Source organism: Streptomyces deserti (assembly GCF_054782695.1).
Genome location: NZ_BAAGRZ010000001.1, coordinates 600,026 through 626,494, shown reverse-complemented (window position 1 = coordinate 626,494; position 26,469 = coordinate 600,026). Strand labels below are relative to the sequence as shown.

The 26,469-nt window shown below is 72.5% G+C and carries 24 protein-coding genes and 1 pseudogene; 11 read left to right on the top strand and 14 right to left on the bottom strand.

Annotation, left to right across the window (positions count from 1 at the left end; all coding sequences use genetic code 11):
• The first annotated feature begins 40 nt into the window (after window positions 1-40).
• Together ACYVMZ_RS02835 and ACYVMZ_RS02830 are read left to right on the top strand one after the other, a co-directional pair.
• Window positions 41-835, top strand: coding sequence for an EI24 domain-containing protein (locus ACYVMZ_RS02835; RefSeq protein ID WP_461075031.1), 795 nt, complete (start codon window positions 41-43; stop codon window positions 833-835).
• The gene (locus ACYVMZ_RS02830; protein WP_461075029.1) at window positions 832-1,446 is read left to right on the top strand and encodes a LysE family translocator; all 615 of its coding nucleotides are present in this window, start codon (window positions 832-834) and stop codon (window positions 1,444-1,446) included. The genes ACYVMZ_RS02835 and ACYVMZ_RS02830 overlap by 4 nt, the downstream gene beginning before the upstream one ends.
• Here the strand turns inward: ACYVMZ_RS02830 and ACYVMZ_RS02825 are convergent.
• Both ACYVMZ_RS02825 and ACYVMZ_RS02820 read right to left on the bottom strand, forming a co-directional pair.
• Window positions 1,418-2,665, bottom strand: a complete 1,248-nt coding sequence (locus ACYVMZ_RS02825; protein WP_461075027.1) for a pyroglutamyl-peptidase I — start codon at window positions 2,663-2,665, stop codon at window positions 1,418-1,420. The genes ACYVMZ_RS02830 and ACYVMZ_RS02825 overlap by 29 nt on opposite strands.
• An 83-nt stretch (window positions 2,666-2,748) precedes the next feature.
• On the bottom strand, window positions 2,749-3,699 hold the full coding sequence (locus ACYVMZ_RS02820) for a LysR family transcriptional regulator (protein ID WP_461075025.1): 951 nt from the start codon (window positions 3,697-3,699) through the stop codon (window positions 2,749-2,751).
• On the opposite strand from ACYVMZ_RS02820, the gene ACYVMZ_RS02815 reads away from it, so the two are divergent.
• The 5 genes from ACYVMZ_RS02815 to ACYVMZ_RS02795 all read left to right on the top strand — a co-directional run bounded on the left by ACYVMZ_RS02815 (window position 3,698) and on the right by ACYVMZ_RS02795 (window position 8,934).
• A complete protein-coding gene (locus tag ACYVMZ_RS02815; RefSeq protein ID WP_461076309.1) occupies window positions 3,698-4,558 on the top strand; it encodes an NAD(P)-dependent oxidoreductase in 861 nt (286 codons plus the stop codon). The genes ACYVMZ_RS02820 and ACYVMZ_RS02815 overlap by 2 nt on opposite strands.
• Window positions 4,559-4,577: 19 nt before the next feature.
• A complete protein-coding gene (locus ACYVMZ_RS02810) occupies window positions 4,578-4,979 on the top strand; it encodes a RidA family protein (RefSeq protein WP_461075023.1) in 402 nt (133 codons plus the stop codon).
• 97 nt (window positions 4,980-5,076) lie between these two features.
• Window positions 5,077-5,613 carry a VOC family protein gene (locus tag ACYVMZ_RS02805; RefSeq protein WP_461075021.1) on the top strand — a complete coding sequence of 179 codons (537 nt, stop codon included), beginning with the start codon at window positions 5,077-5,079 and terminating at the stop codon, window positions 5,611-5,613.
• Window positions 5,606-6,409, top strand: a complete 804-nt coding sequence (locus ACYVMZ_RS02800; protein WP_461075019.1) for a MerR family transcriptional regulator — start codon at window positions 5,606-5,608, stop codon at window positions 6,407-6,409. The genes ACYVMZ_RS02805 and ACYVMZ_RS02800 overlap by 8 nt, the downstream gene beginning before the upstream one ends.
• Before the next feature lie 86 nt (window positions 6,410-6,495).
• A complete protein-coding gene (locus ACYVMZ_RS02795) occupies window positions 6,496-8,934 on the top strand; it encodes a beta-glucosidase H (RefSeq protein WP_461075017.1) in 2,439 nt (812 codons plus the stop codon).
• Between the two features lie 68 nt (window positions 8,935-9,002).
• Here ACYVMZ_RS02795 and ACYVMZ_RS02790 read toward each other — a convergent pair whose 3' ends face one another.
• Window positions 9,003-9,974, bottom strand: coding sequence for an aldose epimerase family protein (locus ACYVMZ_RS02790; RefSeq protein ID WP_461075015.1), 972 nt, complete (start codon window positions 9,972-9,974; stop codon window positions 9,003-9,005).
• Window positions 9,975-9,989: 15 nt separating this feature from the next.
• On the bottom strand, window positions 9,990-10,883 hold the full coding sequence (locus ACYVMZ_RS02785; protein WP_461075013.1) for an SGNH/GDSL hydrolase family protein: 894 nt from the start codon (window positions 10,881-10,883) through the stop codon (window positions 9,990-9,992).
• Window positions 10,884-11,141: 258 nt separating this feature from the next.
• On the opposite strand from ACYVMZ_RS02785, the gene ACYVMZ_RS02780 reads away from it, so the two are divergent.
• On the top strand, window positions 11,142-11,636 hold the full coding sequence (locus ACYVMZ_RS02780; protein ID WP_461075011.1) for a DUF3145 domain-containing protein: 495 nt from the start codon (window positions 11,142-11,144) through the stop codon (window positions 11,634-11,636).
• Between the two features lie 76 nt (window positions 11,637-11,712).
• Here ACYVMZ_RS02780 and fabF read toward each other — a convergent pair whose 3' ends face one another.
• The 5 genes from fabF to fasR form a co-directional block, all read right to left on the bottom strand.
• The gene (fabF, locus tag ACYVMZ_RS02775; protein ID WP_461075009.1) at window positions 11,713-12,984 is read right to left on the bottom strand and encodes a beta-ketoacyl-ACP synthase II; all 1,272 of its coding nucleotides are present in this window, start codon (window positions 12,982-12,984) and stop codon (window positions 11,713-11,715) included.
• An 84-nt stretch (window positions 12,985-13,068) separates the two neighbouring features.
• A complete protein-coding gene (locus ACYVMZ_RS02770; protein WP_030341284.1) occupies window positions 13,069-13,317 on the bottom strand; it encodes an acyl carrier protein in 249 nt (82 codons plus the stop codon).
• A gap of 104 nt (window positions 13,318-13,421) precedes the next feature.
• Complete coding sequence (locus ACYVMZ_RS02765) at window positions 13,422-14,423, bottom strand: beta-ketoacyl-ACP synthase 3 (RefSeq protein WP_461075005.1); 1,002 nt, start codon at window positions 14,421-14,423, stop codon at window positions 13,422-13,424.
• Window positions 14,424-14,438: 15 nt separating this feature from the next.
• Window positions 14,439-15,410 carry an ACP S-malonyltransferase gene (locus tag ACYVMZ_RS02760; RefSeq protein WP_461076307.1) on the bottom strand — a complete coding sequence of 324 codons (972 nt, stop codon included), beginning with the start codon at window positions 15,408-15,410 and terminating at the stop codon, window positions 14,439-14,441.
• Window positions 15,411-15,499: 89 nt separating this feature from the next.
• The gene (gene fasR / locus ACYVMZ_RS02755) at window positions 15,500-16,705 is read right to left on the bottom strand and encodes a fatty acid biosynthesis transcriptional regulator FasR (protein ID WP_461075003.1); all 1,206 of its coding nucleotides are present in this window, start codon (window positions 16,703-16,705) and stop codon (window positions 15,500-15,502) included.
• A gap of 94 nt (window positions 16,706-16,799) precedes the next feature.
• Between fasR and ACYVMZ_RS02750 the strand changes: the two genes are divergently transcribed.
• Entirely contained in the window at window positions 16,800-17,453 is a 654-nt protein-coding gene (locus ACYVMZ_RS02750; protein WP_461076305.1) for a pirin family protein, read from the top strand.
• A 7-nt stretch (window positions 17,454-17,460) separates the two neighbouring features.
• On the opposite strand, the gene ACYVMZ_RS02745 is transcribed toward ACYVMZ_RS02750, so the two are convergent.
• The 5 genes and pseudogenes from ACYVMZ_RS02745 to ACYVMZ_RS02725 form a co-directional block, all read right to left on the bottom strand.
• The gene (locus ACYVMZ_RS02745; protein ID WP_461075001.1) at window positions 17,461-18,705 is read right to left on the bottom strand and encodes a hypothetical protein; all 1,245 of its coding nucleotides are present in this window, start codon (window positions 18,703-18,705) and stop codon (window positions 17,461-17,463) included.
• Complete coding sequence (locus ACYVMZ_RS02740; protein ID WP_461074999.1) at window positions 18,698-21,703, bottom strand: DEAD/DEAH box helicase; 3,006 nt, start codon at window positions 21,701-21,703, stop codon at window positions 18,698-18,700. The genes ACYVMZ_RS02745 and ACYVMZ_RS02740 overlap by 8 nt, the downstream gene beginning before the upstream one ends.
• Before the next feature lie 30 nt (window positions 21,704-21,733).
• Window positions 21,734-23,494: a phosphorylase family protein gene (locus tag ACYVMZ_RS02735; protein WP_461074997.1), complete on the bottom strand. Its 1,761-nt coding sequence runs from the start codon at window positions 23,492-23,494 to the stop codon at window positions 21,734-21,736.
• A gap of 93 nt (window positions 23,495-23,587) precedes the next feature.
• Window positions 23,588-24,403: a serine hydrolase domain-containing protein gene (locus ACYVMZ_RS02730; protein WP_461074995.1), complete on the bottom strand. Its 816-nt coding sequence runs from the start codon at window positions 24,401-24,403 to the stop codon at window positions 23,588-23,590.
• A gap of 18 nt (window positions 24,404-24,421) precedes the next feature.
• A pseudogene (locus ACYVMZ_RS02725) lies at window positions 24,422-24,890 on the bottom strand (GNAT family N-acetyltransferase).
• 96 nt (window positions 24,891-24,986) lie between these two features.
• Between ACYVMZ_RS02725 and ACYVMZ_RS02720 the strand changes: the two are divergent.
• On the top strand, window positions 24,987-25,451 hold the full coding sequence (locus tag ACYVMZ_RS02720; RefSeq protein ID WP_461074993.1) for a MerR family transcriptional regulator: 465 nt from the start codon (window positions 24,987-24,989) through the stop codon (window positions 25,449-25,451).
• Complete coding sequence (locus ACYVMZ_RS02715) at window positions 25,448-26,464, top strand: aldo/keto reductase (RefSeq protein ID WP_461074991.1); 1,017 nt, start codon at window positions 25,448-25,450, stop codon at window positions 26,462-26,464. Before ACYVMZ_RS02720 ends, ACYVMZ_RS02715 begins: the two co-directional genes overlap by 4 nt.
• Window positions 26,465-26,469 lie beyond the last annotated feature (5 nt).

The following is a 26,469-nucleotide window of genomic DNA, read 5'->3' as shown; positions in this document are numbered from 1 at the left end:
CGCGGCGAGGACGACACCGGCGCCTGGATAGAGTTCCCCCATGCGCGATCTCGGGGCGGGTTTCAGGTACCTCCTGAAGGGCCAGGGCTGGGTGGCCCGGCACGGCAAGAAGTACGGCTTCGGGCTCCTCCCGGGCCTGATCACCCTTGTCCTCTACGCGGCGGCGCTCATCGCGCTGGCGCTGTGGGGCGAGGACGCCGTCGCCTGGGCGACCCCGTTCGCCGACGACTGGTCGAGCCCCTGGCCCGGCCTGTTCCGCGGCTTCCTCACCGTCGTGCTGTTCGCCCTCGCCCTGCTCCTCGCCGTCCTGACCTTCACCGCGGTCACGCTGCTCATCGGGCAGCCGTTCTACGAGAACCTCTCCGAGCAGGTCGACCGGGACGTCTCCCCGGACGGCACCGCCCCCGAGTCGGGCCTGCCGCTCTGGCGCGAACTGTGGATCTCGGCCCGCGACAGCCTCCGGATCGTCCTGCGGGCCGCCGTCTGGGGCATCCTGCTCTTCGCCCTCGGATTCATCCCGGTCGCCGGCCAGACGGTCGTACCGGTGATCGGCCTCCTCGTCACCGGCTTCTTCCTCACCGAGGAACTCACCGGCGTCGCCCTGCAGCGCCGCGGGGTCGAACTGCGCGACCGCCTCACCCTGCTCCGCTCCCGCAAGACCCTGGTCTGGGGCTTCGGCACGCCCCTGGCCCTGGCCTTCCTGGTCCCGTTCGTCGCGGTGTTCCTGATGCCGGGCGCGGTCGCGGGCGCCACCCTCATGGCGCGCGAACTGCTCGGGGAGGAGAGCGTCCGGGACGACACGGCACCGTCCGAAGAGGAGGACGTCACCACGTGACCGAGCTGCTCGCCGTCGCCGTCATCACCGTCCTGGCCGTCATCGCCCCCGGCGCCGACTTCGCCATGATCGTCCGCAACAGCTACCTCTACGGCCGCCGCACCGGCCTGCTCGGCGCGGCCGGGGTCGCCGCCGGCGTCCTCGTGCACGTGACGTACACGATGCTCGGCGTCGGCCTGCTGATCGCCTCGTCGACCTTCCTGTTCACGGTCATCAAGCTGGTCGGCGCGGCCTACCTCGTCTACATCGGCGTCCGCACCTTCCGCGCCCGCGGCGAGGTCGAGGTCGACCTGAGCGACAAGACGGACCTCACCCCGTTGGCGGCCCTGCGCACCGGCTTTCTGACCAACGTCCTCAACCCGAAGACGACCCTCTTCGTCGTCTCGACCTTCGCCCAGGTCGTCAGCCCGGGCACCCCGGTCGCCCAGCAGGTGGGCTACGGGCTGTTCATGTCGCTGGCCCACCTGCTGTGGTTCGCCGTCGTCGCCGTGTTCTTCTCGCACGACCGGATGCGCACCCTGATGCTGCGCGGCCAGAAGGTCCTCAACAAGCTCATCGGCTCCGTCCTGGCCGGCCTCGGCGTCAGCCTCGCGTTCGCTCCGTCGCACTGATTGCGACCGTCAGGATCGACCGGACCTGGGCGATGATGTCCAGCCGGTTGCGCACGAACTCCGGGTCGGTGACCTCGGCGGTGTTCCCGGCGCCGAACCGCAGCACCGGTGTGTGCACATGCCCGCCCGGCAGCGTGCCGTGCAGCCCGAGACGGTCGCGCAGCAGCGTCGCCCGGTAGGCGATCTCGTTGGACAGGTAGTTCCCGCCGCCCCCTTCCCGGGCGGTGGACCCCTCCGTCGGCCCGTCCGGCCGTACGACGGGCTGGGTGCCGCCCGCCGGGACCTCGGTCACGCTCGTGTTGTCGTACACGGGGAAGCGCCCGGTGTCCGCCGCCACGATCTCCTGGTAGGGCAGGGTGGTCGACGTCCACTGCGGCTGCGAGGCCGGGTCGGCGACCGGGATCGTCCCGGTCCGGCTGATGTTCTCGTTGTCGGGGAAGCCGCCCCGCCAGGCCCCGTTGGTCCGCTCGATGTCGAACCGGCCGACCCGCCCCTGGCTGACGGTCGCGAACAGGTCGGCCTTCGGCAGATACGGCCGCAGCGTCCGCTCCACCGTCCCCTCCGCGAAGTCCTGCCAGCGCACCGGGAACACGGCCGTCTCGACACGCGCCGGACCGCCCGCCGTCTCGATCACCGTGCCGTCCAGGGCGAGCGCGGTGGCGCCCGACGGGTTGGAGATCCGGATGTCCCGGTCCAGGGTGAACGGGTCGAAGCCGGTGACCAGGATCCGCTTCAGCCCCTTGCCGTGCGGATAGCGGATGGCGGTCTGACCGCGCGAGGTCCGCTCCACGGCGGATATGAGCCTGGCCCGTTGTGCGTCACTCAGCCCGAACCGCGGCTCCCAGGCGCGCACTTCCCTCGTCATCCCGAGCCGCGCCCAGTACAGCGGCCGGTCGTCGTCCCGGCTGAGGTCCCCGCCCGCGGGGCCGCGCCCCTGCGCCCGGTCGACGGCCCGCCGCCACAGCTCCGAGCCCTCGCGTACGACGATCCGGCGGGCCTCGGCGTAGGAGCGCGCCGCGATGAGAGCGCGGGCGAACTCCGGTGCCACGGTGTCGAATCCGGAGCGGCGGAGGATCTCCTGGGGCACGGCTTGGCCGAGGCGCTGCTCCTCGACGGTGGGGGAGGGGACCGGCTCGGCGGCGGTGGCGGCCGTCGGGGCGCAGAGGCCGGTCAGCAGGGCGAGGCCGAGCACACCGATCCGAACACGTAGGGAATTCAAGGGAGGTCAGGTCCTTCCGTCGTGAACGTGCGGGACGTGTCGCAGTATCAGTGACGGAAGTGACGTACGCCATGGTGCGCGGCTCAGGGGATCGTCGCGGCCGCCTCCCGCAGCGCGCCCAGGAAGGCCGTCGCTGCCGGCGTGCGGGAGCGTCCCCGCACGGTCGCCGCGTACACCGCCCGGGCCGGGGCGTCCTCGTCGAGCACCCGCAGCAGGGCGACGTCCGGGCGTACGGACCCGGCGGCGAGCGCCGGAACCAGGGTCACGCCGAGACCGGCGGCGACGTACCCCTGCTTGGCCGTCCACTCGCCGACGACATGTGCGACGCGCGGCCGGAAGCCCTGGCGCAGGGCCGCGTCGAGCAGGGTGCCCTCGGGGCGGGGGCTGCCGGAGATCCACTCGGCGTCGGCGAACTCCCCGAGCCGCACCGGGCTGTCGCGGCCCGCCAGGGGGTGGCCGGCGGGGACGGCGACGTACAGGGACTCGTCGAGGAGGTGGTGCAGTGCGTACGTCTCCAGCGGGGCACGGCCCGTGGTCGACACGACCGCGAGGTCCAGGTGACCGGCGGTCAGGCGGTCCAGCAGGGCGGGGGTGAGGCCTTCCTCGCGGGTGACGCGCACGTGGGGGTGGCGGGCGCGGAAGGCGGCCAGGGCCCGCGGTACCAGCGCCGCGTCGGCGGTGGCGAACGCGCCGAACCTGAGGCGCCCGCCGGCCGCCTCACGCAGCGCGGCCAGGTCACGCCGGGCGCCGTGCAGCGCGGCGGCGACCGCTTCCGCGTGCGGTACGAGGATCCGCCCGGCCTCGGTCAGCCGCACCCCGCGCGGCAGCCGGTCGAAGAGCGGGGCCCCGCCGAGCGCGGCCTCCAGGGACGAGATCTGCCGCGACACCGCGGACTGGGTCCAGCCGAGCGTCCGGGCGGCGACCGTGAACGAGCCCTGCCGGGCGACCTCCAGGAAGACCCGCAGCCAGACGGTGGAGAGCTCCGGGAGGCCGTCGTCCGCCACCTCGGCATGCTGTTCGGGCATGGCAGCCATGCTAGACATTCGCTGGTCGCATCGACGGCCCGGCCGTAACGTCGTCGGCATGGAGAAGATCGCATTCCTGGGTCTCGGCCACATGGGCACGCCCATGGCCCGTCGGCTCCTGGCCGCCGGGCATCCGCTGACCGTCTGGAACCGGACGGCGGCCAGGGCCGAACCCCTGGCCGCCGAGGGCGCCGTGCGCGCCGCGTCCCCGCGTGAAGCCGTCCGGGACGCCGACGTGGTGATCACGATGCTCGCCGGGCCGGACGCGCTCGGCACGGTCGCCGACGCCGTCGCCACCGAGGTGCGGCCCGGCGCCTACTGGGTGGAGATGTCCACCGTCGGGCCGGACGCCATAGGTGAGTTGGCCGCCCGGCTGAAGGACGGGGTGACGCTCGTCGACGCGCCCGTCCTGGGCAGCACGGACCGGGCCGCCGCCGGCCGGCTCGGCATCCTCGCGGGCGGGGACGCGGCCGGTGTCGAACACGTCCTGGCCCACCTCGGCGAGGTCACCCGCACCGGACCGGCCGGTTCCGGGGCCGCGCTCAAACTCGTCGTCAACGCGGCCGTGATCGGGGGGATCGCCGTCGTCTCCGAGGCGCTGCGCCTCGCGGATGCGCTCGGCCTCGCCGACGACACCGCCCGGACCGCCCTGGCGCACAGCCCGCTCGGCGGAGCCGTCGCCCGCGCCTTCGCCGAGGGCGCGCACTTCGGCACCGCGCTCGCGGTCAAGGACCTCGACCTGGCCACGCGGGCGGCCCGACTGCCCGCGCTGGAGGCCGCGTTGGAGCACTACCGGCGCGCCGCCGCCGACCCGGCCGTCGCACACGCCGACATCGCCCGGGCCGCCGCCGTCATCCGTACCGCCTGAAAAGCCTCAGGAGACAGCCATGCACGTCACCCTGGACAACCCCGCCTCCGCACCCCAGCCCCTGAGTCCCTACTACTCCCAGGTCGCCCGAGTCGAACAGGCCGACGGCAGCGCCCTGTTGTTCCTCTCCGGCCAGATCGCCGAGGGCGCCACGCTCGCCGAGCAGACCCGCGGCGTCTTCGAGACCATCGCCGCCCTGCTGAAGGCGCACGGCGCGACCCTGGCCGACGTCGTCAACATCCGTACGTACCTCACGGACATCTCCAGACTGGAGGAATACGGCACCGTACGACGGCAGTTCCTGACCGGCACCCCGCCCACCAGCATGACCTTCGAGGTACCGCGCCTGTTCCGGCCCGAGGCACAGGTCGAGATCGAGGTCGTGGCCGCCGTACCCGCACCGGCCGTACCGGCGCCCTAGGCGTACCCGGCCACGACGTCGGTCGCATCGTTGGGGCAGGGCGAGATTCACGGACCGGCTTGACCCTCACGTCGCGTGAGGCTGGAGGGTGGGGTGCATGAGCGACTACTACAACGCGTTCGAGATGAGTCCCGTGCCCGCTCCCGGCCCGGATGCGGTTCCGCCGGAGCCGTTCCGTGGCATCTACGGAATGCCCGCGTTCGTGACGATCCCCACGAGCGATCTGGCCGCGTCGGTGGACTTCTGGACTCGCGGGCTCGGGTTCTTCGAGCTGTTCAGCATCCCCGGCAGGCTTGTGCATCTGCGCCGGTGGGCGTTCCAGGACGTACTCCTCGTCTCGGAGGGGAGTGTTCCGGAGCAGGCACCAGCGATGAGCTTCAGCTTCGCGTGCGTGCTCAGCCAGGTCGATTCCCTTGTCGAGGCCTGTCGTGCGCTGCGCCCGGACTCGGTCGACGGTCCACGGGACACTCCCTGGAACACCCGCGATATGACGGTGATCACCCCCCAGAACGCACGGATCGTCTTCACCGCGGCGAAGCCCTTTGATCCGGCCAGTCAGGAGGCACGGAACCTTGCAGCCATCGGGATCACCCCACCGGGCGTCGGTCGCGGCGATCATCAGGAGCATGCCTGATGACACCGACGCCGACGGCCTGACCGTCGGTCAGGTCTCGACGCGTCTGGGCGTGACAGTCCGCGCGCTGCACCACTGGGACGAGATCGGTCTGGCGCGACCGTCGCTGCGCACGGCTGCCGGATACCGGCTCTACACCGCTGGTGATCTGGAACGCCTGCACCGCATCGTCGTCTACCGTGAGATCGGTCTCGGCCTGGACAGGATTCGGGCCATCTTGGACGACCCGGCCGCAGACGTGCCCGGCGCACTGCGCGCGCAGCGCACCCAGGTCGCTGAACGGATCGACCGCCTCCAGCAGCTCAGCGCCGGACTGGACCGGATGATCGACGCCCACGAGCGCGGCCTGCTGCTGACCGTCGAGCAGCAGGCCGCGATCTTCGGCCCCCAGTGGAACCTCGACTGGCCCTCCCAAGCCCGTCAGCGCTACGGAGACACGGCGCAATGGCAGCAGTACGCCGAACGCTCAGCCTCTCGCGGTCCGGAGGAATGGCAGGCCGTCGCCGACGCCGTGGCCGCCTTCGACCGCGCCCTCGGGAATGCGATGGACGCCGGCGTCACACCCGGTAGCCCAGAAGCGAATCAACTCGTCGAGTGGCACCGCGAAGTCTTCGCCTCGTACTTTCCCCTCACCAGGCAGATGCAGGTCTGTCTCGGCCGCATGTATGAGGCCGATCCGGGATTCGCCGCCCACTACGACGGCATCCGCGCCGGCCTGGCCACGTGGTTCCGTCGAATCATCGACGCCGGCGCGCGCGCCCACGGCATCGACCCCGACACCGCGACCTGGCAGTAGAGCGCGGGTCCGGAAAGCCTGCACCCGTGGGGGCGTCCTACGGGCAGGATGGAGACGTCCAAGGACCCCGACGCGGAGGTGCCGACGTGGTGGACACAGCACAGGTACGGCGGGACGCGGCCCGGGAAGCGGTCGTCGAGGCGGCGCTCGGCAAGCTCGGCCTGGACGCGAAGGCTCGGCTGCTGTCCGGCCAGGACATGTGGTCCCTGCCCGCGCTGCCGGAGATCGGCCTGACGTCGCTCGTCATGTCCGACGGCCCGATCGGTGTGCGCGGGGTGCGCTGGAGCGCCGACGACCCGTCCGTCGCGCTGCCCTCGCCGACCGCGCTCGCCGCCACCTGGGACCCCGAACTCGCCCGCCGGGCAGGCGTGTTGCTCGCCCAGGAGGCCCGCCGCAAAGGCGTCCACCTGCTGCTCGCCCCCACGGTCAACCTGCACCGCTCCCCGCTCGGCGGCCGCCACTTCGAGGCCTACAGCGAGGACCCGTACCTGACGGGGCGGATCGGCAGCGGCTATGTCGAGGGAGTGCAGTCGGGCGGCGTCGGCACCACCGTCAAGCACTTCGTCGCCAACGACGCCGAGACCGACCGGCTCACGGTGAACAACCTCGTCGGCGAACGCGCCCTGCGCGAGCTGTACCTGGCCCCCTTCGAGGCCATCGTCGCGGGCGCCCACCCCTGGGGCATCATGACCGCCTACAACTCGGTCAACGGCACGACGATGACCGAGCACCACCACCTGGTCAACGAGGTCCTGCGCGGCGAATGGGGCTTCGACGGCTGCAACGTCTCCGACTGGACCGCCGCCCGCGACACCGTGGGCGCCCTCGACGGCGGCCTCGACGTCGCCATGCCCGGGCCGCGCACCGTGTACGGCGCCGCCCTCGCGCAGGCCGTACGGGACGGCCGGGTGGCGCAGGCGAAGGTCGACGAGGCGGTCCGCAGGGTCCTGCGGCTCGCCGCCCGCGTCGGCATCCTTCACGGCGCCGAACCGGTCGTGACGGACCTGCCGGCCGAGGTCGACGGCGAGACCCTGGCCCGCGAGATTGCCCGCCGCTCCTTCGTGCTGGTACGCAACCGGAACAACGCCCTTCCCCTGAAGCCCGGCAGGGTCGCGCTGATCGGCGCCGCCGCCCGCGACGCCCGCATCCTCGGCGGCGGTTCCGCCACCGTCTTCCCCGCCCGGGTCGTCTCCCCGCTCGACGGCCTCACCGCCGCCCTCCCCGACGGCGCCCTCACCTACGCCGTCGGCGCCGACCCGAACACCGAACTCGCCGTCGCCGACCAGGGCTTCGAGCTGCGCGCGGTCTGCCGCGACAACGACGGCCGGGTCATCGGAACCCGCTCCGCCCCGAGCGGTCACATCCAGTGGATGGGCTCCGACCTCCCCGACGGCGTGACGCACGACACCCTGCACACCGTCGAACTCACGGGCACCTTCGTCCCGCGCGAGAGCGGCCCGCACACCTTCGGTATCAAGGGCACGGGCGCCTTCACGCTCACCGTCGGAGGCACGACGTACTTCGACGACGTCCAGCGCCCCGCCGAGGACGAACCCTTCGCGGCCTTCTTCGGCGCCCCGGAGCCTCGCGCCCGGGCCGAACTCACCGCGGGCGTCCCGGTCGACGTCTCCCTCACGTACCTCGTCGAGGGCCCCGCCGACCACCCCATGAGCGTCATCGGCTTCACCCTCGCCCACCAGGGACCCCAGCGCCACCCCGACGACCTCATCGCCGAGGCCGTCGAGGCCGCCCGGAACGCCGACACCGCCGTCGTCGTGGTCGCCACCACCGACCGTGTGGAGTCGGAGGGCTTCGACCGCACCGACCTGAAGCTGCCCGGCCGCCAGGACGACCTGGTCCGCGCCGTCGCCGCCGCCAACCCCGACACCGTCGTGGTCGTCAACTCCGGCTCCCCGGTGGAACTGCCCTGGCGCGAGGACGTCGCCGCCGTGCTGCTCACCTGGTTCCCCGGCCAGGAGGGCGGCGCGGCCCTGGCGGACGTCCTCACGGGCGCGCACGAGCCCGGCGGCCGGCTGCCCACCACCTGGGGTTCCCTGGCCGACGCCCCGGTCACCCAGGTCGTCCCGGACAACGGCGAACTGCGTTACTCCGAGGACGTGTTCATCGGTTACCGCGCCTGGGAGAAGGAGGGCCGCACCCCCGCGTACCCCTTCGGCCACGGCCTCGGCTACACCGACTGGACGTACGAGTCGCTCCAGGTCACCGCAACCACCGCGCGGATCCGCGTCCGCAACACCGGCGAGCGTGCCGGGCGCGAGGTCGTCCAGCTCTACCTGGCCCCCAGCACCCCCGACCCCGCGCGCCCGGCCCGCTGGCTGGCCGGTTTCGCCACGGTCGAGGCCGCGCCCGGCGAGAGCGTGGAGGCCACCGTCGTACTGCCGCGCCGCGTGTTCGAGATCTGGGACGAGATGACCAAATCGTGGTCGTTTGTGAAGGGTTCGTACGAGATCCAGGCGGGCCGCTCGATCGCGGACCGCAGGCTCACCGCGACGACTAACGTCTGATCCGGGACAAGCCCCCCCAAGCAGCCCCGGTCCGGCACCTGACCCCGGACCGGGGCTCATCCCGGCCGTCAGCGCGCCGAGAAGCCGTACACCGTCTCCGACCGGAACACCTCACCCGGCCGCAGCACCGTGCTCGGGAACTCGGGCCGGTTCGGGGAATCGGGGAAGTGCTGGGTCTCCAGCGCGATGCCGTCGCCGGGGGCGAAGGGCTCGCTCAGATGATCCGCGGTGTAGAGCTGCAGGCCGGGCTCGGTGGTGGCCACCGTCAGGACCCGCCCGGACGCCGGGTCGTGCAACTCGGCCACCTCCACGGGCGCGTCCGTCACCCCCTTGTCGAGCACGAAGTTGTGGTCGTAGCCGGAACCGGCCTTGCGCCCCGTACGGAAGTCGAAGCGGGTGCCGGAGACGTCCTCCAGCACACCGGTCGGGATCAGGTCCGCGTCGACCGGCGTGTACCGGGAGGCGGCGATCCGCAGCTCGTGCCCGCCCGCGTTCCCGGAGCCGGCGAGGTTGAAGTAGCCGTGGCTCGTCAGGTTCACCACCGTCGGCGCGTCCGTGACCGCCTCGTACGCGATCCGCAGCGCGCCCGCCGCGTCCAGCGTGTACGTCACCGCGACGTCGAGCCGGCCCGGGAAGCCCTCCTCACCGTCCGGGCTGACCCGCGTCAGGCGCACCCCGTGCTCGACCGGGGCCGCGTCCCACACCCGCTTGTCGAAGCCGTGCTCCCCGCCGTGCAGCGCGTTCGGCCCGTTGTTCCGCGCGAGGGTGTACGTCCGCCCGTCCAGCGGGAACCGGCCACCCGCGATCCGGTTGGCGTACCGCCCGATCAGCGCACCGAGGTAGGGCTCCGGGTGCGCGAGGTAACCGTCGAGATCCGCGAACCCAAGCACCACGTTCCCACTGCGCCCGTCCCGGTCCGGCACCTCCACGGACTGCACGATCCCGCCGTACGACAGGATCCGCACCCGTATGCCCGCCCGCTCAAGGGTCCACCGGTGCACCGGTGTGCCGTCGGAAAGTGTGCCGAAGAGTTCGTTCATGCGCGGAACTCTAGGTCAGGAGGTCTTCGCCGTGACCGTCCGGTACGCGATCTCCGCCAGCCGGGCCTGACCGTTCACGCTGGGGTGGAACCAGTCCCAGGGGCTCAACTGGTCCGTGCCGAAGCGGTAGTCGTACACCGCGCCGCCGTCGTGACGGCAGCGCTCGTCCTTGGCGCAGACCTCCTTCAGCACCCTGTTGTAGTCCTCCACCCGCTTTTGCACCGTGTCCCGCCGCAGCGTCGCCGCCGCGTCCAGGGCGTCCGCGTCGCCCAGCATCGACGGGCAGATGCCGAGCTTCCACACCTGCTTGCCGAGCGGGTTCGTACGGCCCTGGGACCACAGCCGCTTCAGGTTCGGCACGCTCGCCACGTACACCTGGGCCTTGGGCAGGGCATCGCGCAGCGTGCGCAGGGCGTCCTGGAAGTCGGCGCGGAAGTCGGCGACCGACGTCATCTGGGATGTCGTCGCCCGGCAGGCGTCGTTCGCCCCCACCATCACCGTCACGAGCTGCGGCTTGCGCGCCACCGCCCGGGCGATCTGCCCGGGCAGGTCCGCGATCCGCGCCCCGGAGACCGCGTAGTTCCAGCTGCGCTCGGCCGCCCTCGCCCGCCCCAGCAGCCGTACGGCCAGACTGTCGACCTCCTTGCTGCTGCCGGTCGCCCAGGACGCCTCCGGGCAGTCCGACAGGACGGAACAGGCGTCGAAGCCGGTGGTGATGGAGTCACCGACGGCGGCGATGGAGCTGGGACTGGTGTCCCAGAGCGGGGTCGGTTTCGGGGACGGGCTGGTCTTCCGCGCCCCGGAGGGCCCGGGGGAGTCACCGCCCACGGCGTCACACCCCGCCACGCCCAGCACGGCCGCGACCGCCACGGCGAGAACGGCCCGTGAGCGGTGGCTTCGTTTCCGCATCCCCTGGTCCCCTCCCTCGCGCGGCCGTCACTCTCCCCAACCCTTACCAGCACCCGAGGGTTCCCGCCCGGCCAGGTGCAACGGCTCACACCCGTACAAGCGTCCCCCTGGGTGAATGGCAGGCGTTTCCCGGCACCGGGAGCGACGGTACGTCACACTCCTTGCGCCGCCGCACGGTAGCCTCGCCATCAACGTGGCCCGCCCGGCCGCGGCCGTTCCGCCCGTTTCCCAGATGTCCCGCTCTGCCCGGAGGTCCCGGTGACGACACGTGGAGTTCTGTACGTGCACTCCGCGCCGCGCGCGCTGTGCCCGCACGTCGAGTGGGCCGTCGCCGGGGTGCTCGGCACGCGCGTCAGCCTGGACTGGATCCGGCAGCCCGCCGCGCCGGGCACCTGGCGCTCGGAGTTCTCCTGGCAGGGCGAGGCGGGCACGGCGTCCAAGCTGGCCTCCGCGCTGAGAGGCTGGCACCTGCTCCGCTTCGAGGTCACCGCCGAGCCCTGCGCCACCGCCGAGGGCGAGCGCTACAGCTGCACCCCCGAGCTCGGCATCTTCCACGCCGTCACCGGCATCCACGGCGACATCCTCATCCCCGAGGACCGCCTGCGCGCCGCCCTGCAGCGCTCCCAGCGCGGCGAAACCGACCTGGAGTCCGAACTCTCCAAGCTCCTCGGCAAGCCCTGGGACGACGAACTGGAACCGTTCCGGTACGCGGGCGAGGGCGCGCCCGTCCGCTGGCTTCACCAGGTGGTCTGACTCCCGCTCAGCACGCGTGAAGGGCCCCCACCGGCCGGTGGGGGCCCTTCACGTATACGGATCGTACGGATGCCGGTCAGACCGTCCGGAACGCCAGCACCACGTTGTGCCCACCGAACCCGAACGAGTCGTTCAACGCGGCGATCCGCCCCTCGACCGGCAGCTTGCGCGCCTCACCACGGACGACATCCGCGTGCGCCTCGGCCTCCGGGTCGAGGTTCTCGATGTTGATGGTCGGCGGCGCCACCCGGTGGTACAGCGCCAGCACGGTCGCCACCGACTCGACTCCACCGGCACCACCCAGCAGATGCCCGGTCATCGACTTGGTCGCGGACACCGCGATGTGGTCCGTGTCGTCGCCGAACACCTTCCGCAGCGCCTTCAGCTCGGCGATGTCCCCGGCCGGCGTCGACGTCGCGTGCGCGTTGACGTGCACGAGCTCCGCCGGGTCCAGGTCGGTGCGCTCCAGCAGGTTCTGCAGCGCGTGCGCGATGCCGCGCCCCTCCGGCTCCGGCTGCACGATGTCGTGGCTGTCGGCGGAGATGCCCTGCCCGACCGCCTCGGCGTACACCCGCGCCCCGCGCTTGGCGGCGTGCTCGGCGGACTCCAGGACGATCACGCCGGCGCCCTCGCCGAGGACGAAGCCGTCGCGGGCGACGTCGTAGGGCCGCGAGGCGCCCTGCGGGTCGTCGTTGTTCTTGGACATCGCCATCATGTTGCCGAACGCGGCGATGGGCAGCGGGTGGATCGCCGCCTCCGTGCCACCGGCGACGACGATGTCGGCGCGGCCGGTGCGGATCATCTCGATGGCGTAGCCGATGGCCTCGGCACCGGAGGCGCACGCGGAGACCGGGGTGTGCACGCCCGCGCGGGCGCCCACGGCCAGACCGACGTTCGCCGACGGGCTGTTCGGCATCAGCATGGGGACGGTGTGCGGGGAGACGCGGCGGACGCCCTTCTCCTTCAGCACGTCGTACTGGTCCAGCAGGGTCGTCACGCCGCCGATGCCGGAGGCGATGACCGCGCCGAGCCGGTCCGGGTCGACGTCGGCGCCCTCACCGGCCTTGGCTTCGAAACCGGCGTCGGCCCAGGCCTCCTTGGCCGCGATCAGCGCGAACTGCGCCGAGCGGTCCAGGCGGCGGGCCTGCGGCCGGGGGATGACCTCGGTCGGCTCCACGGCGACCGGGGCCGCGATGCGGACCGCCTGCTCGGCGGCCCAGTCCTGCTCCAGGGGCTTGACGCCGGAACGTCCGGCGACCAGGCCCTCCCAGGTCGAGGCTGCGTCGCCACCCAGCGGTGTGGTTGCGCCGATACCGGTGACGACCACGGTGCGATTGGTCGAGCTCACGGGAATTCTTTCTCCAACGGATACGAGGATCAGCGGCGCCACCGCCGGGTGGCGGGGCCGGAGCACCGGCCCAGGGCAGGGCTTTTAGGCCTGGTGCTTGAGGATGTAGTCGGTCGCGTCGCCGACGGTCTTGAGGTTCTTGACGTCCTCGTCCGGGATCTTGACGTCGAAGCGCTCTTCGGCGGCGACGACGACCTCGACCATGGACAGGGAGTCGACATCCAGGTCGTCGGTGAAGGACTTGTCCAGCTGGACGTCCTCAACCGGGATGCCGGCGATCTCGTTCACGATCTCCGCGAGACCGGCGACGATCTCTTCCTGAGTGGCGGCCATGTGGCGCTCCTTCGTAGATATCCGTAAGGGTGTGGCGCCCGCCGCGGCAGCGGCAGGTGGTTGCGGTCCTCCTGTGCCGGACCGCGTGATCCGGCACGGAGTGCCTAGGGGAGGGTAACGACAGTCGCGGCGTAGACGAGACCCGCCCCGAAGCCGATGACGAGCGCGGTGTCGCCGCTCTTCGCCTCGCCGGTCGCCAGGAGCCGCTCCATCGCGAGCGGGATCGAGGCGGCCGAGGTGTTGCCGGTGGTGCGGATGTCACGCGCGACCGTGACGTGCTCCGGCAGTTTCAGGGTCTTCACCATCGAGTCGATGATCCGCACGTTGGCCTGGTGCGGGATGAAGACGTCCAGGTCGTCCGAGGTGATTCCGGCCGCGTCCAGCGCCTGCTGGGCGACCTTCGCCATCTCGAACACGGCCCAGCGGAACACCGCCTGGCCCTCCTGCGTGATCGCAGGGAACTTCTCGACCGTTCCGTCGCGGTAGTCCGTCCACGGCACGGTCTGCTTGATGGTGTCGGACTTGTCGCCCTCCGAGCCCCAGACCGTCGGGCCGATCGCGGGCTCCTGGGACGGTCCGACCACGACCGCGCCCGCGCCGTCGCCGAACAGGAAGGCCGTCGCCCGGTCCTCCAGGTCGGTCAGGTCGGAGAGCCGCTCCACGCCGATGACGAGCACGTACTGGGCCGAACCCTCGACGACCATGCCCTTGGCGAGGGTCAGGCCGTAGCCGAAGCCCGCGCAGCCCGCCGAGATGTCGAAGGCGGCGGCCCGGTCGGTGCCGAGCTTGTCGGCGATCTCCGTGGCGACGGCCGGGGTCTGCTTGAAGTGTGAGACGGTCGAGACGATCACGGCACCGATCTGCTCGGCGGAGATGCCCGCGTCCGCGATGGCCTTGCCGGAGGCCTCCAGGGACATCGCGGCGACGGTCTCCTCGTCGGAGGCCCAGTGCCGGGTCTCGATGCCGGAGCGTGAGCGGATCCACTCGTCGGACGAGTCGATCTTCTCCAGGATCACCTCGTTCGGCACGATCCGGGTGGGGCGGTAGCCGCCCACACCGAGGATGCGCGCGTACGGGGCGCCCTTGCCGGGCTTGATCTTCGCCATGCGGTCGGCTCCTTGTCAGGCGCCCGCCGCGTCAGCGGCAGGTGTTGCGGCCTCGGCGATGAGCTCGCGAGCCGCGTCGAGGTCGGCGGGGGTCTTCAGGGCCAGCGTCTTGACGCCGGGCAGGGCGCGCTTGGCGAGCCCGGTGAGGGTGCCGCCCGGGCAGACCTCCAGCAGTGCGGTGACGCCGAGCTCCTTGAAGGTCTCCATGCACAGGTCCCAGCGGACCGGGCTGGCGACCTGTCCGACCAGGCGCTCGAGCACCTCGGTGCCGGTGGCGACGGCCTTGCCGTCCTTGTTGGAGACGTAGGTGACCTTCGGGTCGGCGGGCGCCAGGGCCTCGGCGGCCTTCGCCAGCGCGTCGACGGCGGGGGCCATGTGGTGCGTGTGGAACGCGCCGGCGACCTGGAGCTTGACGACCTTGCGCACGCCCTCGGGCTTGTCCGCCTCCAGCGCGGTGATCTGCTCCTTGGTGCCGGCCGCCACGATCTGGCCCGCGCCGTTGATGTTCGCCGGGGTCAGGCCCAGCTTCTCCAGGTGCGGGAGGGTCACCTCGGGGTCGCCGCCGAGCAGCGCCGCCATACCGGTCTCGGTGATCGCGGCCGCCTCGGCCATCGCCAGGCCCCGCTTGCGGACGAGGGTCAGCGCGGCGGTGTCGTCGAGGACGCCCGCGAAGGCGGCGGCGGTGATCTCGCCGACGCTGTGACCGGCGACCGCACCCGGCGCGATGCCCTGGCCCGCCGCGTCAGCGGCAGATGAGTCAGTACCGAGTGCCGAGGCGGTCAGGAGCCCGGCCGCGACGAGCAGCGGCTGGGCCACGGCGGTGTCGCGGATCGCGTCCGCGTCGGCCTGCGTGCCGTAGTGGACGAGGTCGAGTCCGATGGCGTCGGACCAGGCGGCGACGCGGTCGGCGGCACCGGGCAGTTCGAGCCATTCAGTCAGGAAACCGGGCGTCTGAGCGCCCTGGCCGGGAGCGACGAGTACGAGCACTCTCACACTCTCTCTTGGGGACGGCCACGGCCGCCCGTGGGGACAAGGACGAAGAACAGGAAGGGGTTTTGTGGAGCCCCGACAAAACCTTAGGGCTGGAGATCTCCGTCGGCCAGACGCCCCAGGATCAGGGCGATTCGCAGCGTGAACGCCGAGCGTACATCTGAGGGCGACCATCCGGTGACGTCAGTCACACGTCGAAGCCGGTAGCGCACGGTGTTGGGATGGACGAACAGCATCCGGGCGGCTCCTTCCAGACTGCTGGCCTGTTCCAGATAGACGCTGAGCGTCTCCAGCAGCGCGGCGCCGGCCTCCTCCAGTGGTCTGTAGATCTCCTCCACCAACTGCTCACGGGCCGAGGGGTCCCCGGCGATCGCGCGCTCCGGGAGCAGGTCGTCCGCCAGCACCGGCCGCGGGGCGTCCTGCCAGGCAGAACACGCCTTCAGCCCTGCCGCGGCGGCCTGCGCGGACCGGGTCGCGGCCAGCAGGTCCGGCACCACCGGGCCCGCCACGACCGGCCCCGCCGCGAACGGCCCGATGAGCGACTTCGCCACGGCCAGCGGATTGTCGCTGCCGCCCGCGATGACGACGAGCCGGGCCCCGAGCACCCCGGTCAGGACCTGGAGCTTGGCGTGCCGGGCGGCCCGCCGTATCGCGTCCACGGTCAGCTCGGAGTCACCGTCGGGCGCGGTCCCGAGCACCACGCACACGTGCTCGGGCGAGTTCCACCCGAGGGCGGCGGCCCTGCTGACCGCCCCCTCGTCGGCCTCGCCGCTGAGCACGGCGTTCACGACCAGGGACTCCAGCCGCGCGTCCCAGGCACCGCGTGCCTCGGCGGCCTGCGCGTACACCTGGGCGGTGGCGAACGCGATCTCCCGCGCGTACACGAGCAGCGCCTCGCGCAGCACGGACTCGTCGCCGGGCGCCGCCACCTCGTCGATGGCCGACTCCATGACCTCGATGGTGGTGCGCACCATCTCCACGGTCTGCCGCAGCGTGATGGCCCGGGTCAGTTCGCGCGGCGCGGTCCCGAAGACGTCGGTGGAGATGGCCTGCGGGGCGTCCGGGTGCCGGAACCACTCGGTGAACGCGGCGATACCGGCCTGCGCGACCAGCCCGATCCAGGAACGGTTCTCCGGAGGCATCGCCCGGTACCAGGGCAGCGTCTCGTCCATCCGCGCGATGGCCTGCGCGGCGAGAGAACCGGACGACTTCTCCAGCCGCTTCAGCGTCGCGGGATGCGGGTGGACGTCGTGGGCCGCGGCTTCGTTCTTGCTGGTTTCGGGTTCGGGCACGGGACAAGACTGCCTTATCCGGACGGGAGGGTGCGCCGCCGGGTCGCTGTGAGACCTTCCGACGGCCCGTGGCGGGTCTACGGTGGTGCCCGTGATGGACGTACGGCGCGCGCACGAGCGCTACCGGGGCGGCGATCCGGCGGCCGGAATCAACACCTGGCACGCCTTCTCCTTCGGCCCCCACTACGACCCCGGCAACCTCCGCTTCGGCGCGGTGATCGCCTGCAACGAGGAGCACCTCGCCCCCGGCGCCGGCTTCGACGAGCACCCGCACAGCCACACCGAGATCGTGACCTGGGTCGTCGAGGGCGAACTGACCCACCGGGACTCCACGGGCCACGAGACGGTGGTCCGCCCCGGCGATCTGCAGCGCCTCAGCTCGGCGTCCGGCGTCCGGCACGTCGAACGCAACGACGGCCGGACACCGCTGACGTTCCTCCAGATGTGGCTGGCGCCCCGCGACCCCGGCGGCGACCCGTTCTACGAGGTCGTCCACGGCATCGCGGACTCCACGCCCTACGCCGTCCCGGAGGCGGGCGCGCTGCTGCACGTACGGCGGCTGACCGCGGGGGAACGCACGGCGGTGCCGGACGGGGCGTACCTGTACCTGCACGTCGTACGAGGTGAGGTGCGCCTGGACGGCGAGGAACTGGGCGCGGGCGACGCGGCCCGCATCACGGACGCCGAGGATCTGGAGGCGGTGGCGGTGACCCGGGCCGAGCTGCTGCTGTGGGAGATGTCCGGCTGACACGGCCTCACACGGGTTCCTCCCGGGGCCGGACCAGGCGGGCCAGCTGGGCCGCCAGGGCCCGGTGGCCCGCACGTTCCGCTCCCTGCCGCAGCCGCCCCAGGTCGGGTACGTCCAGCCGCAGTTGCCGCGCGAGCCGGTCGACGTACGACTCGGCCTCCACGCGCTCCACGCGCCGCCCGGTGCCCAGCCGCAGGTCCAGGCGTTCCAGCAGCGCACGCTTGCGCACGTTCTCGTCCTGGCACCACAGGTGGAAGAAGCTGGAGCCGCGCAGGGCGTAGGAGCCGACCCGGGTCAACGCGATGCCGTCCGGGCCGAACGCGGACTTCGGCAGCTCCACCGAGTACGTGCCGTCCGGGCGGCGCCGCGCCAGATGGGCGCCCAGCCCCCGCTGGTTCAGCCACTCCTCGGCGGCCCGGCGACTCGCCTCGCGGTGCTCCGCCTCCCGCTCCTCGGCCTCGATCACGTTCAGCACGTGCACGGCCCGCTCACACACGGCCGTGAGGGCCGGATCGGGCTCGGCATCGCCGACCTGGCTGTAGACGAGCAACCCCGGCCGCCCGTCCTCGCGCAGCCCGCGGACCACCTGGACCGGCAGGAACACCAGCTCCTCGCCCAGGCTCTCCACGTCGTCCAGGGCGGCCGGCAGGTTGAGCCGGTCGCGCTCCTGGTGGCCGACGTGCCGGGTGAGCCGGGTCAGCGCCTGGCGGTCGAAGCCGGACATGGGGTGCACCATCGTGAACCGCGGGTACTGCCTGCCGTTCAGGACCCTGCTCAGGGTGTCGTCCGACAGCAGGGTGACCGTGCGGTCGTCGTAGTGGGTCCGGGGCAGCGCGGTGCAGGCCAGTGCCTCGAAGCAGAGCTTGCGGCGGTCCTCGTGGGTCACCCGGTAGCGCCGGTCGTCCTGCACGGAGCGCAGGCCGAGCGGGGTGAGGGCGAGCCGCCCGGCGCGTTCCTCGATGTGGCCGGTCCTGGTCAGGAAGCGCACCGCCTGCGCGACCAGCGGTTCCTCCAGGGCGAAGAACCGGGCCAGTTCGGCGACGGTGTCCAGACCGCAGTACGCCAGGCCGCGTTCCAGGAAGCGGTCGATGAGAGAGAAGTCCTCGCCCTCGGTGACCGTGGCCCGGATCTCCACCCGCCACACCGGCAGCAGCAGGGCGTGCAGCCGGGTCGGGCTCAGGCCCCGCTCGACGGCGGCGTCCTCCAGGACGCGTTCCGGCGGGAACGGCATCAGCCGCCGGTCGTCACTCATGCTCCGTCCCTTCCGGCCCGGGCTTGCCCAGCCGGGCCATGACGTCGCGGTACGCCCTGATGTCGCCGCGGCTTCTGAGGTGCTCGTGGAGGTCCTGGGCGAGGGCGCGGAAGTCCGGGTCCTCGGCGCGCAGCAGGGTGCCGAGGTCGCCGACGAGGACGAGTTGCCGTTGGGCACGGGTGAAGGCGACGTTGGCGCGGCGCAGTTCCTTCAGGAAGCCGATGTGCCCCTGGGCGTTGCTGCGGGTGAAGCCGTAGAGGATCACCTCCCGCTCGCCGCCCTGGAAGGAGTCGACCGTGCCGACCGAGGCGGCGGCGAGCCTGCCGTCCCCGATCAGCGGGGACAGCTCGGCGATGACCGTGGCGACCTGCGCCCGGTAGGGCACGATGACGGTCCAGTCGCCGCCGCGCCGGTGGTAGAAGGCCGCGAGCCGGGCGAGCAGCCGCGCCTCGCAGCGGTTGAGGACGCCGCTGCGGCCGTAGGACTCCTGGGCGCGCCGGTCCGCCGACTCCTGCCGTTGCCGGGCCGGCAGCGCCCCGGTGTCCACGAAGGCGATCGGGCTGTCGAACAGCGGGTCGTGGTGGGTGTGCTCCTTGTCGGTGCGCAGCACGTTGCCGTAGAAGGCCGACGAGACGAAGCCGGCGATCTCGACGGGCATGCGGCGCTGCACGGTCAGCTGGACGACGTGCGAGGACGGCAGCCCGTCGACCAGCAGCTCCAGGGCGCTCTTCGTCATCAGCTCACGCAGTTCGGGGGAGGCGATGTCCCTGCCCCAGTTCTCCACCTCGGTGTCGAGGAACGGCGGCAGCTGCTGGTGGTCGCCGACGAGCACCCCGCGCCGCGCCCGTACGAGGGGGACGAGGGCGTCCGCCACGCCGATCTGCCCCGCCTCGTCGACGATCGCCAGGTCGAAGTCGATACCGGAGAGCTCCGGCCGGGACGCCGTGCCGATGCAGGTCGCGCCCACGACGTGGGCGTAGCGGATGAACTCCGGGACGAGCTGCTCCGACTCGGCGGCGACCGCGGCCCGCCACTCGGCCGTCAGCGCCCGCCGGGCGGCGAGCAGCGGAAGCCGCTCATCCAGCCAGCGGTGCAGCGCCCGCAGTTCGGCGTCCGCGCCCTCGGCGGGCCGGTTCAGCGGCGGCGGGGAGTCCAGGCGGGCGGCGGCGCCGGCGGCCCGTTCGGCGGCCGTGTACGCCCGGGCCAGGCCGTCCGTCCGTGCGTCGGCCGCCCGCTGCCGGAGCTGTGCGGCGCGGCGTACGGCGGGCGCCTCACGCGTGACCCGCTCCAGCTCCTGCCGCGCCTGGGCGATCGCGGTGCCGGTGGCCGCGAGCGCGGCGCGCAGTTCCTCCTCCCGGGACTCCAGCGCATCGAGCCGGTCTCGGTGGCGTTTCGCCAGGGCGCGGAAGAACCAGCCGGCCGCCGGAGTTCCCGACCGCTCCTGCGCCCGCCGGTGCTTGAGCGCCGCGCGTACCACCTCCCGCCCGACCTGATCCCGTACATCCTGGTCGGCCGCCTGCCGGGCGGTCAGCGCGTCCAGGCGCTCGCGCACCGGGCCGCCGGCCGCGCGGCGGGCCTTCTCCAGCTCGGCGGTCGCGGCGGCCTCCTGGGCCGTCAGTTCGTCGAGCCGGTCCAGCTCCCTGGACAGTTCGCCGGCCCAGGCCGTGGCGGTGTCCACGTGTGCGTACAGCTCCGTGCGCAGGGCCATGACATGGTCGATCTCCTCCGCCAGCTCGCTGATCTGACGGTCCAGCAGGTAGGGGAGGCCGTCCTCGTGGACCTTGCCCTCGTTGCCCACGCGGACCACGACCAGGTCGCGCGGCAGCTTGTCCAGGATGTTGTCGACCGCGCGGTTGGTGTGCGAGGTCACCAGCACCCGGCCCCGCGCGTCGTCCTCCGCCCGGCTGCCGGCCCGGCCGGTCGCGCAGGCGTGCGCGATCTGGGTGATGGTGCGGGTCTTGCCGGTGCCGGGCGGCCCCAGGACGATCAGGACGTCGTCCGTGGCGAGAGCCTTGCGGAACGCGGTCAGCTGATCGGGGTCCAGCGGCTCGACCGGTGCCACCGAAGGCGGCCGCAGGCCCCGCACCTGCTGTTCCGCCAGGGCGGGCAGGAGCCGGGGATTGCGGCTCTGCCCGTCCCTGAGCAGCCGCACAGCCTCCCGCTGCTTGTCGAAGACGACCGAACTCGGCGTCACGACGAGTTCGCCCTGGGGCGGAATGCGTCCCCAGGACACGGACTGGTCGAAGCGGACGGTGACCAGGCCGCCGTCCACCCGCGTGACCTGACCGCGCATCTCGATCTCGCCGCCCACCTGGACGAAGGTGCCCTCCGCCGGCCCCTCGGGGACGGCGAGCCCGAACTCGTACAGCGGACGGCGGCTGTAGCGCTGCCCGCCGGTGGCCGCGACCTTGGCGTACGGGTACGGGCCGTCGCGCCGCTCCTCCCGGGTGGTGATCCGCTGGGTGGCGTCGACGAGTTGCCCGACCCGGTCGAGGAACGCGGACTGCGCCGGGCTCGGCGCCGCCGCCGTCTCGTGGTGCCCGGCACGCGTGGTGCCGAGGCGCTGCCAGGCCCGGTGCAATTGCTCCCAGCCCGCGTCGGAGCCCTGCGGTATCTCGCGGAAGGTGAAGACCAGCTGCCACCCGGGCGGCCGGACCAGCAGGCAGGACCTGGCCAGTTCGTGATGGTCGCGCAGCCGCAGCGGATCGATGGCGCCCAGGAAGTAGCCCCTTCTGTCGTCCGTCGGGTACAGCCGCAGCCGGTACGCGGACGTGTGCAGCAGCAGGCTCGGGTCCCGTCCGCCGCCGCCCTCGTCGATCCGCGCGGGCACCCCACCGGCCAGCGCGGTCAGGTCCCGGGCGATCTGCCCGACGTCCTGGGCGGGCAGCGCCCGGTGGAGCCGGGCCTTGTCGCGCAGCTGCTTGTCCAGGGACTGGCCGGGAACGAGCACCACGGGGTGCGGCAGATCAAGGGTGGCGAAGGACACGAGGCCGCTCACTGCTCCTCTCACCTGGAGTCGGCTGTGACGTCACACGGACCCGGCCCTGAAGTGGTCGCTCAGGCCACGCAACGCCGCAGCCAGCTCCCGCGGACCCGGACGGTGCCCCGGTGCGGGCTCGAGCGCGGCACCGAGCACCGCGGTGACAGGGGACGGAAGGGCCGGGCCCACCGCGCCGAACGCCGTCGGCATACCGGGAACCGGCGGGGTACCGGTGAGCAGATGGTGGACGAGCGCGCCCAGCCGGTAGACATCCGTGGCGCCGTGGGCGTGATCCGCAGGACGGCCACGGGAGCCCCGCCGCTGCTCGGGCGCCTGGTACGGGCCGGGCGCCTCCCCGGGCTCGGGGCCGGTCGCCGCCAGTCCCAGATCGCGCAGGAACAGGTGCCCGTCGTCGCGCAGGATCAGGGCGGTCGGCTGCAGCGCCCGGTGGGACAGGCCCTGGGCGTGCAGGGCGGTCACCGTACGGCACAGCCGGGCCAGGCCGTGCAGCACCCGGTGCAGGCGCCAGGTGTCGAGCGGCCCGGTCCCCTCGGGGAGGACGGCCGCGAGGGTCTCGCAGGGCGTGCCGGAGCGCCGGGACAGCGGCCAGGCCAGGGCGAGGACCGCGGTGTCGCCGCGCCGCACGTGATGGGTGACGGGCAGGACGTCGGGCCAGTGGCGGCGGTGCTTGTGCAGCAGGTCCCGCTCGTCCGACAGCGCCGACAGGGCCGCCTCCGCCGCCGGACCGGGCTGGCTGGCGACGACCTGCCGCAGCCACACATGGCGGGAGGTGCGTGCGGTCTCCGGGGCCGGGCCGGGCAGGACACGGGCCAGTGCCTGACGCCGGACGACGCCGTGGCCGGGCGTCACGGCCTCGGCCAGCAGGTCTCCCGGGCCGTCGTGCAGCAGGCAGCGCTCCCCGTCCACGCTGACGGTGGCTCCGCCGCGCCAGGACGAGGAGTCGAGGGCCTGTCCGGCGGGGCGGGGCGCCAGCACGACCAGCGGAGCACGCGGGGGATCCGGGGGATCCGGAAGATCCGGCCGGGGACGGGGTACGGGCAGTTCCTGCAGGATGCGTACGGCGACGGCGGCCGCGTTGCGGGCGGCCACCGACTGCCAGCCCTGCTGGTCCATGACCCGCTTGCGGCCGTCCGCGAAGTCGCTGATGCCGCGTACGGTCAGCGCCGGGCTCTCGTTCAGGTGCGCGGCCTGCGCCGCCCCGGCGCTCTCCATGTCGATGGCCACCGCGTCGTTGTAGACGCGGTCGATCAGGTCGGCCAGGCGGGACGTCCGGGAGTTCAGGACGACGTCGCCCGCGACCAGCGGTTTGAAGTGCACGCGGGCAGGCGCGGAGCCGCCCGGGCCGGGGAGCCGCCCCCAGGGGTCGCGCAGCGCCCGGCGGACCCGCTGTTCCAGACCGGGCAGCGGAAACCAGGTGCTCGGCCGGGCACGAAACCCGTCGTCCTCCTCCTTGCCGCCGTGGTGCAGATAGATCTTGCTGGGCACCACCACGTCCCCCAGCTCCACGTCGTCGCGCAGGGACCCGGCCACCCCGACGAAGAACACCGCCGCAGGCCGGAAGAAGGCCATCGCCCGCTCGGTGTGCACGGCGGCGCCGCTGTTGCCCTCACCGATCTCGGCGAGCGCCACACGCCACGGCAGGCCCGGCACACGGCCGACGTCGAAGAGGGTGCCCTGCGGGTGTTCCGCCACCTCGACGTGCGTCAGATGGTGGCGTACGGCCTGGAACTCCACGGGCAGTGCCGTCAGGACGACAACCGTGGGCTCTGTGTGACGCGCTCCCCGCAACGGGCTTACCTCGTCCTTCCTGCTGAGACAAGTGGCCGTGAGAACAAGGGAGTTCACTCTAGCGAGCGGAGCGCGCGCCGGAGGCGGGAACGGTCAGGCCTCCGCGAGCACGGCGTCCGTGAACGCCGGCCACGCCTCGATCGCCCACGGCCCGAACGCCCGGTCCGTCAGGGCGACGCACGCCACCCCCGCGTCCGGGTCGATCCACAGGAACGTACCCGACTGCCCGAAATGCCCGAAGGTGCGCGGCGAGGACGAGGCCCCCGTCCAGTGCGGCGACTTGGCGTCGCGGATCTCGAAACCGAGCCCCCAGTCGTTCGGGTTCTGGTGCCCGTATCCGGGCAGCACGCCCTTCGTGCCCGGGTACTGCACGGTCGTCGCCTCGGCCACCGTCCGGGGATCCAGCAGCCGCGGCGCCTGCACCTCGGCCGCGAACCGCAGCAGATCCTCGACCGTGGACACCCCGTCCTTGGCCGGGGAGCCCTCCAGGGCCGTCCGCGTCATCCCCAGCGGTTCCAGCACCGCCTGCCGCAGGTACTCCGCGAAGGGAATGTCGGTCGCCTTCGCGAGGTGGTCGCCCAGCTGCTCGAACCCGGCGTTCGAGTACAGCCGCCGCTCACCGGGCGCGGCCGTCACCTTGTGCTCGTCGAACGCGAGCCCCGAGGTGTGCGCGAGCAGGTGCCGTACGGTCGCCCCCTGCGGCCCGGCCGGCTCGTCCAGCTCGACCGCTCCCTCCTCGTACGCGACGAGCACCGCGTACGCCGCGAGCGGCTTGGTGACCGAGGCCAGTGGGAAGCGCTGCCCGACCGGTCCGTGGGTGCCCAGGACGGTGCCGTCCGCGCGCACGACGCCCGCCGCGGCGGTGGGAACCGGCCAGTTCTCGATCAACGCAAGGCTCTTCAAGGACATGCTGTGAGCCTAAGCCGCTCACAGGTGCGGCCGCATCGAGGGGTCCCGGTCCCGGGTGAACCCCAGCGACGCGTACAGCGGCTCGGCCTCCTCGGACGCCGTGAGGAGCACGTGCCCGGCGTCCCGCTCCCGGAACCACTCCAGCAGGGCCTCCATGCACGCGCGTGTACCCGCGCCTGCGGGCGTCCGGGTCCGTCGCGACACTGAAGACGCACCCCACGCGCCCGTGCGGATGGCCGGCCCGCCCGATCCGGTGGTCCACCGTCCCGGCCGCCTGCGCCGCCAGCGCCCCCGGCCGCCGCGGATGATCGGCCACGAACACCGCGAAATCCCCGTCCGGCTCGGCCAGTCGGGCCCGCAGTGTGGGTCGCGATTCCGCGTGCCAGTGAGTCGGGCCGCCCACGGAGGACAGCGCGTCGAGCGTCACCTGCCGCGGCCGCAGCACTTCCCCGGCGTCGCCGGGCACGGCGCGTCGTACAAGACTCATGGCCCGTACGCCAACCAGCCGGTTCAAGGCGCGTCCCGCCGATTTCTTACCGTCGGCGCTTGCTTGGAGTGCACTCCAAGGTCCTACGTTGAGGTCATGACGGTGATGGAGACCACGAGCACCAGTACCGACACCTGCGCCGGCCCCCGGCCGCAGAACCGCCGGCCGGACGGCGAGGACCAGTACACCATCAGCGAGGTCGCCGCCCTCACCGGCCTGACGGCCCACACCCTGCGCTGGTACGAGCGCATCGGGCTGATGCCGCACATCGACCGCTCCCACACCGGCCAGCGCCGCTACACCAACCGCGACCTGGACTGGCTGGACCTCGTCGGCAAGCTCCGCCTGACCGGCATGCCGGTCGCGGACATGGTGCGGTACGCGGAGATGGTGCGTGAGGGCGACCACACCTACGGCGAGCGTTTCGAGCTGCTGAAGGCGACCCGCGAGGACGTACTGGCGAGGATCGCCGAACTCCAGGGCACGCTCGCCGTGCTCGACCGGAAGATCAGTTTCTACGCGGACGCCGGGCGTGCCCTGGCGTCGGAGAGGTCCCGATGACGGACGGCAGGATCACGAAGGTGAAGCTCGGCGCGGACGGCCCCGAGGTGGGCGTCCAGGGCCTCGGCTGCATGGGCATGAGCTTCGGCTACGGCCCCGCGGACGCGGACGCGTCCCGGGCGACCCTGGAGCGGGCCCTGGAACTGGGCGTCACGCTCTACGACACGGCGGACGCGTACGGCGCCGGGGCGAACGAGCGGTTCCTGTCGCCGTTCTTCAAGGCGCACCGCGACGAGGTCGTCATCGCGACCAAGTTCGCCCTGTCGATCCCCCCGGACGACCCGACGAAGCGGATCATCCGCAACGACCCGCCCTACATCCGCCAGGCCGTCGAGGCGAGCCTGAAGCGCCTCGACGTCGACGTGATCGACCTCTACTACATGCACCGGCGTGATGTGAACGTGCCGATCGAGGAGACCGTCGGCACCATGGCCGAACTGGTCCGCGAGGGCAAGGTGAAGCACCTGGGCCTGAGCGAGGTCACCGCCGACGAACTCCGCGCGGCCCAGGCCGTCCACCCCATCGCCGCCGTGCAGTCGGAGTGGTCGCTGTTCAGCCGGGACATCGAGGCGAAGGTGGTGCCGGCGGCCCGCGAACTCGCAGTGGCGCTGGTTCCGTACTCACCGCTCGGCCGGGGCTTCCTGACGGGCTCCTTCACGAACGCCGAGACAGACCTGTCCGCCGATGACTTCCGCCGCCGGCAGCCCCGCTTCACCGGCGAGAACGCCGCCGCCAACGCGGCACTGCTGGAGCCGATCCGCACGGTGGCCAAGTCCCACGACGCGACCCTCGGCCAGATCGCCCTGGCCTGGGTACAGCAGCGGGCGGCGGTCCACGGCCTCCCGGTCGTCCCGATCCCGGGCACGCGCAAGCCGACCCGGGTGGAGGAGAACGTACAGGCCGCACGGATCGTGCTGACCGAGGAGGAACTGACCCTGCTGGATCCCATCGCGGGCCGGGTGGCAGGCGACCGTTACCCGGACATGCGGTTCGCTTCGGCCGGCCGCGAGTAGCGGGG

Bases quoted from the DNA above. Each gene is read 5' to 3' on its own strand.
- ACYVMZ_RS02835 (WP_461075031.1), top strand. From the start codon at position 41: ATGCGCGATCTCGGGGCGGGTTTCAGGTACCTCCTGAAGGGCCAGGGC.
- ACYVMZ_RS02815 (WP_461076309.1), top strand. From the start codon at position 3,698: ATGCTAGACATTCGCTGGTCGCATCGACGGCCCGGCCGTAACGTCGTC.
- ACYVMZ_RS02820 (WP_461075025.1), bottom strand. From the start codon at position 3,699: ATGGCTGCCATGCCCGAACAGCATGCCGAGGTGGCGGACGACGGCCTC.
- ACYVMZ_RS02810 (WP_461075023.1), top strand. From the start codon at position 4,578: ATGCACGTCACCCTGGACAACCCCGCCTCCGCACCCCAGCCCCTGAGT.
- ACYVMZ_RS02805 (WP_461075021.1), top strand. From the start codon at position 5,077: ATGAGCGACTACTACAACGCGTTCGAGATGAGTCCCGTGCCCGCTCCC.
- ACYVMZ_RS02800 (WP_461075019.1), top strand. From the start codon at position 5,606: ATGCCTGATGACACCGACGCCGACGGCCTGACCGTCGGTCAGGTCTCG.
- ACYVMZ_RS02790 (WP_461075015.1), bottom strand. From the start codon at position 9,974: ATGAACGAACTCTTCGGCACACTTTCCGACGGCACACCGGTGCACCGG.
- ACYVMZ_RS02785 (WP_461075013.1), bottom strand. From the start codon at position 10,883: ATGCGGAAACGAAGCCACCGCTCACGGGCCGTTCTCGCCGTGGCGGTC.
- ACYVMZ_RS02770 (WP_030341284.1), bottom strand. From the start codon at position 13,317: ATGGCCGCCACTCAGGAAGAGATCGTCGCCGGTCTCGCGGAGATCGTG.
- ACYVMZ_RS02765 (WP_461075005.1), bottom strand. From the start codon at position 14,423: ATGGCGAAGATCAAGCCCGGCAAGGGCGCCCCGTACGCGCGCATCCTC.
- ACYVMZ_RS02750 (WP_461076305.1), top strand. From the start codon at position 16,800: ATGGACGTACGGCGCGCGCACGAGCGCTACCGGGGCGGCGATCCGGCG.
- ACYVMZ_RS02745 (WP_461075001.1), bottom strand. From the start codon at position 18,705: ATGAGTGACGACCGGCGGCTGATGCCGTTCCCGCCGGAACGCGTCCTG.
- ACYVMZ_RS02730 (WP_461074995.1), bottom strand. From the start codon at position 24,403: ATGTCCTTGAAGAGCCTTGCGTTGATCGAGAACTGGCCGGTTCCCACC.
- ACYVMZ_RS02720 (WP_461074993.1), top strand. From the start codon at position 24,987: ATGACGGTGATGGAGACCACGAGCACCAGTACCGACACCTGCGCCGGC.
- ACYVMZ_RS02715 (WP_461074991.1), top strand. From the start codon at position 25,448: ATGACGGACGGCAGGATCACGAAGGTGAAGCTCGGCGCGGACGGCCCC.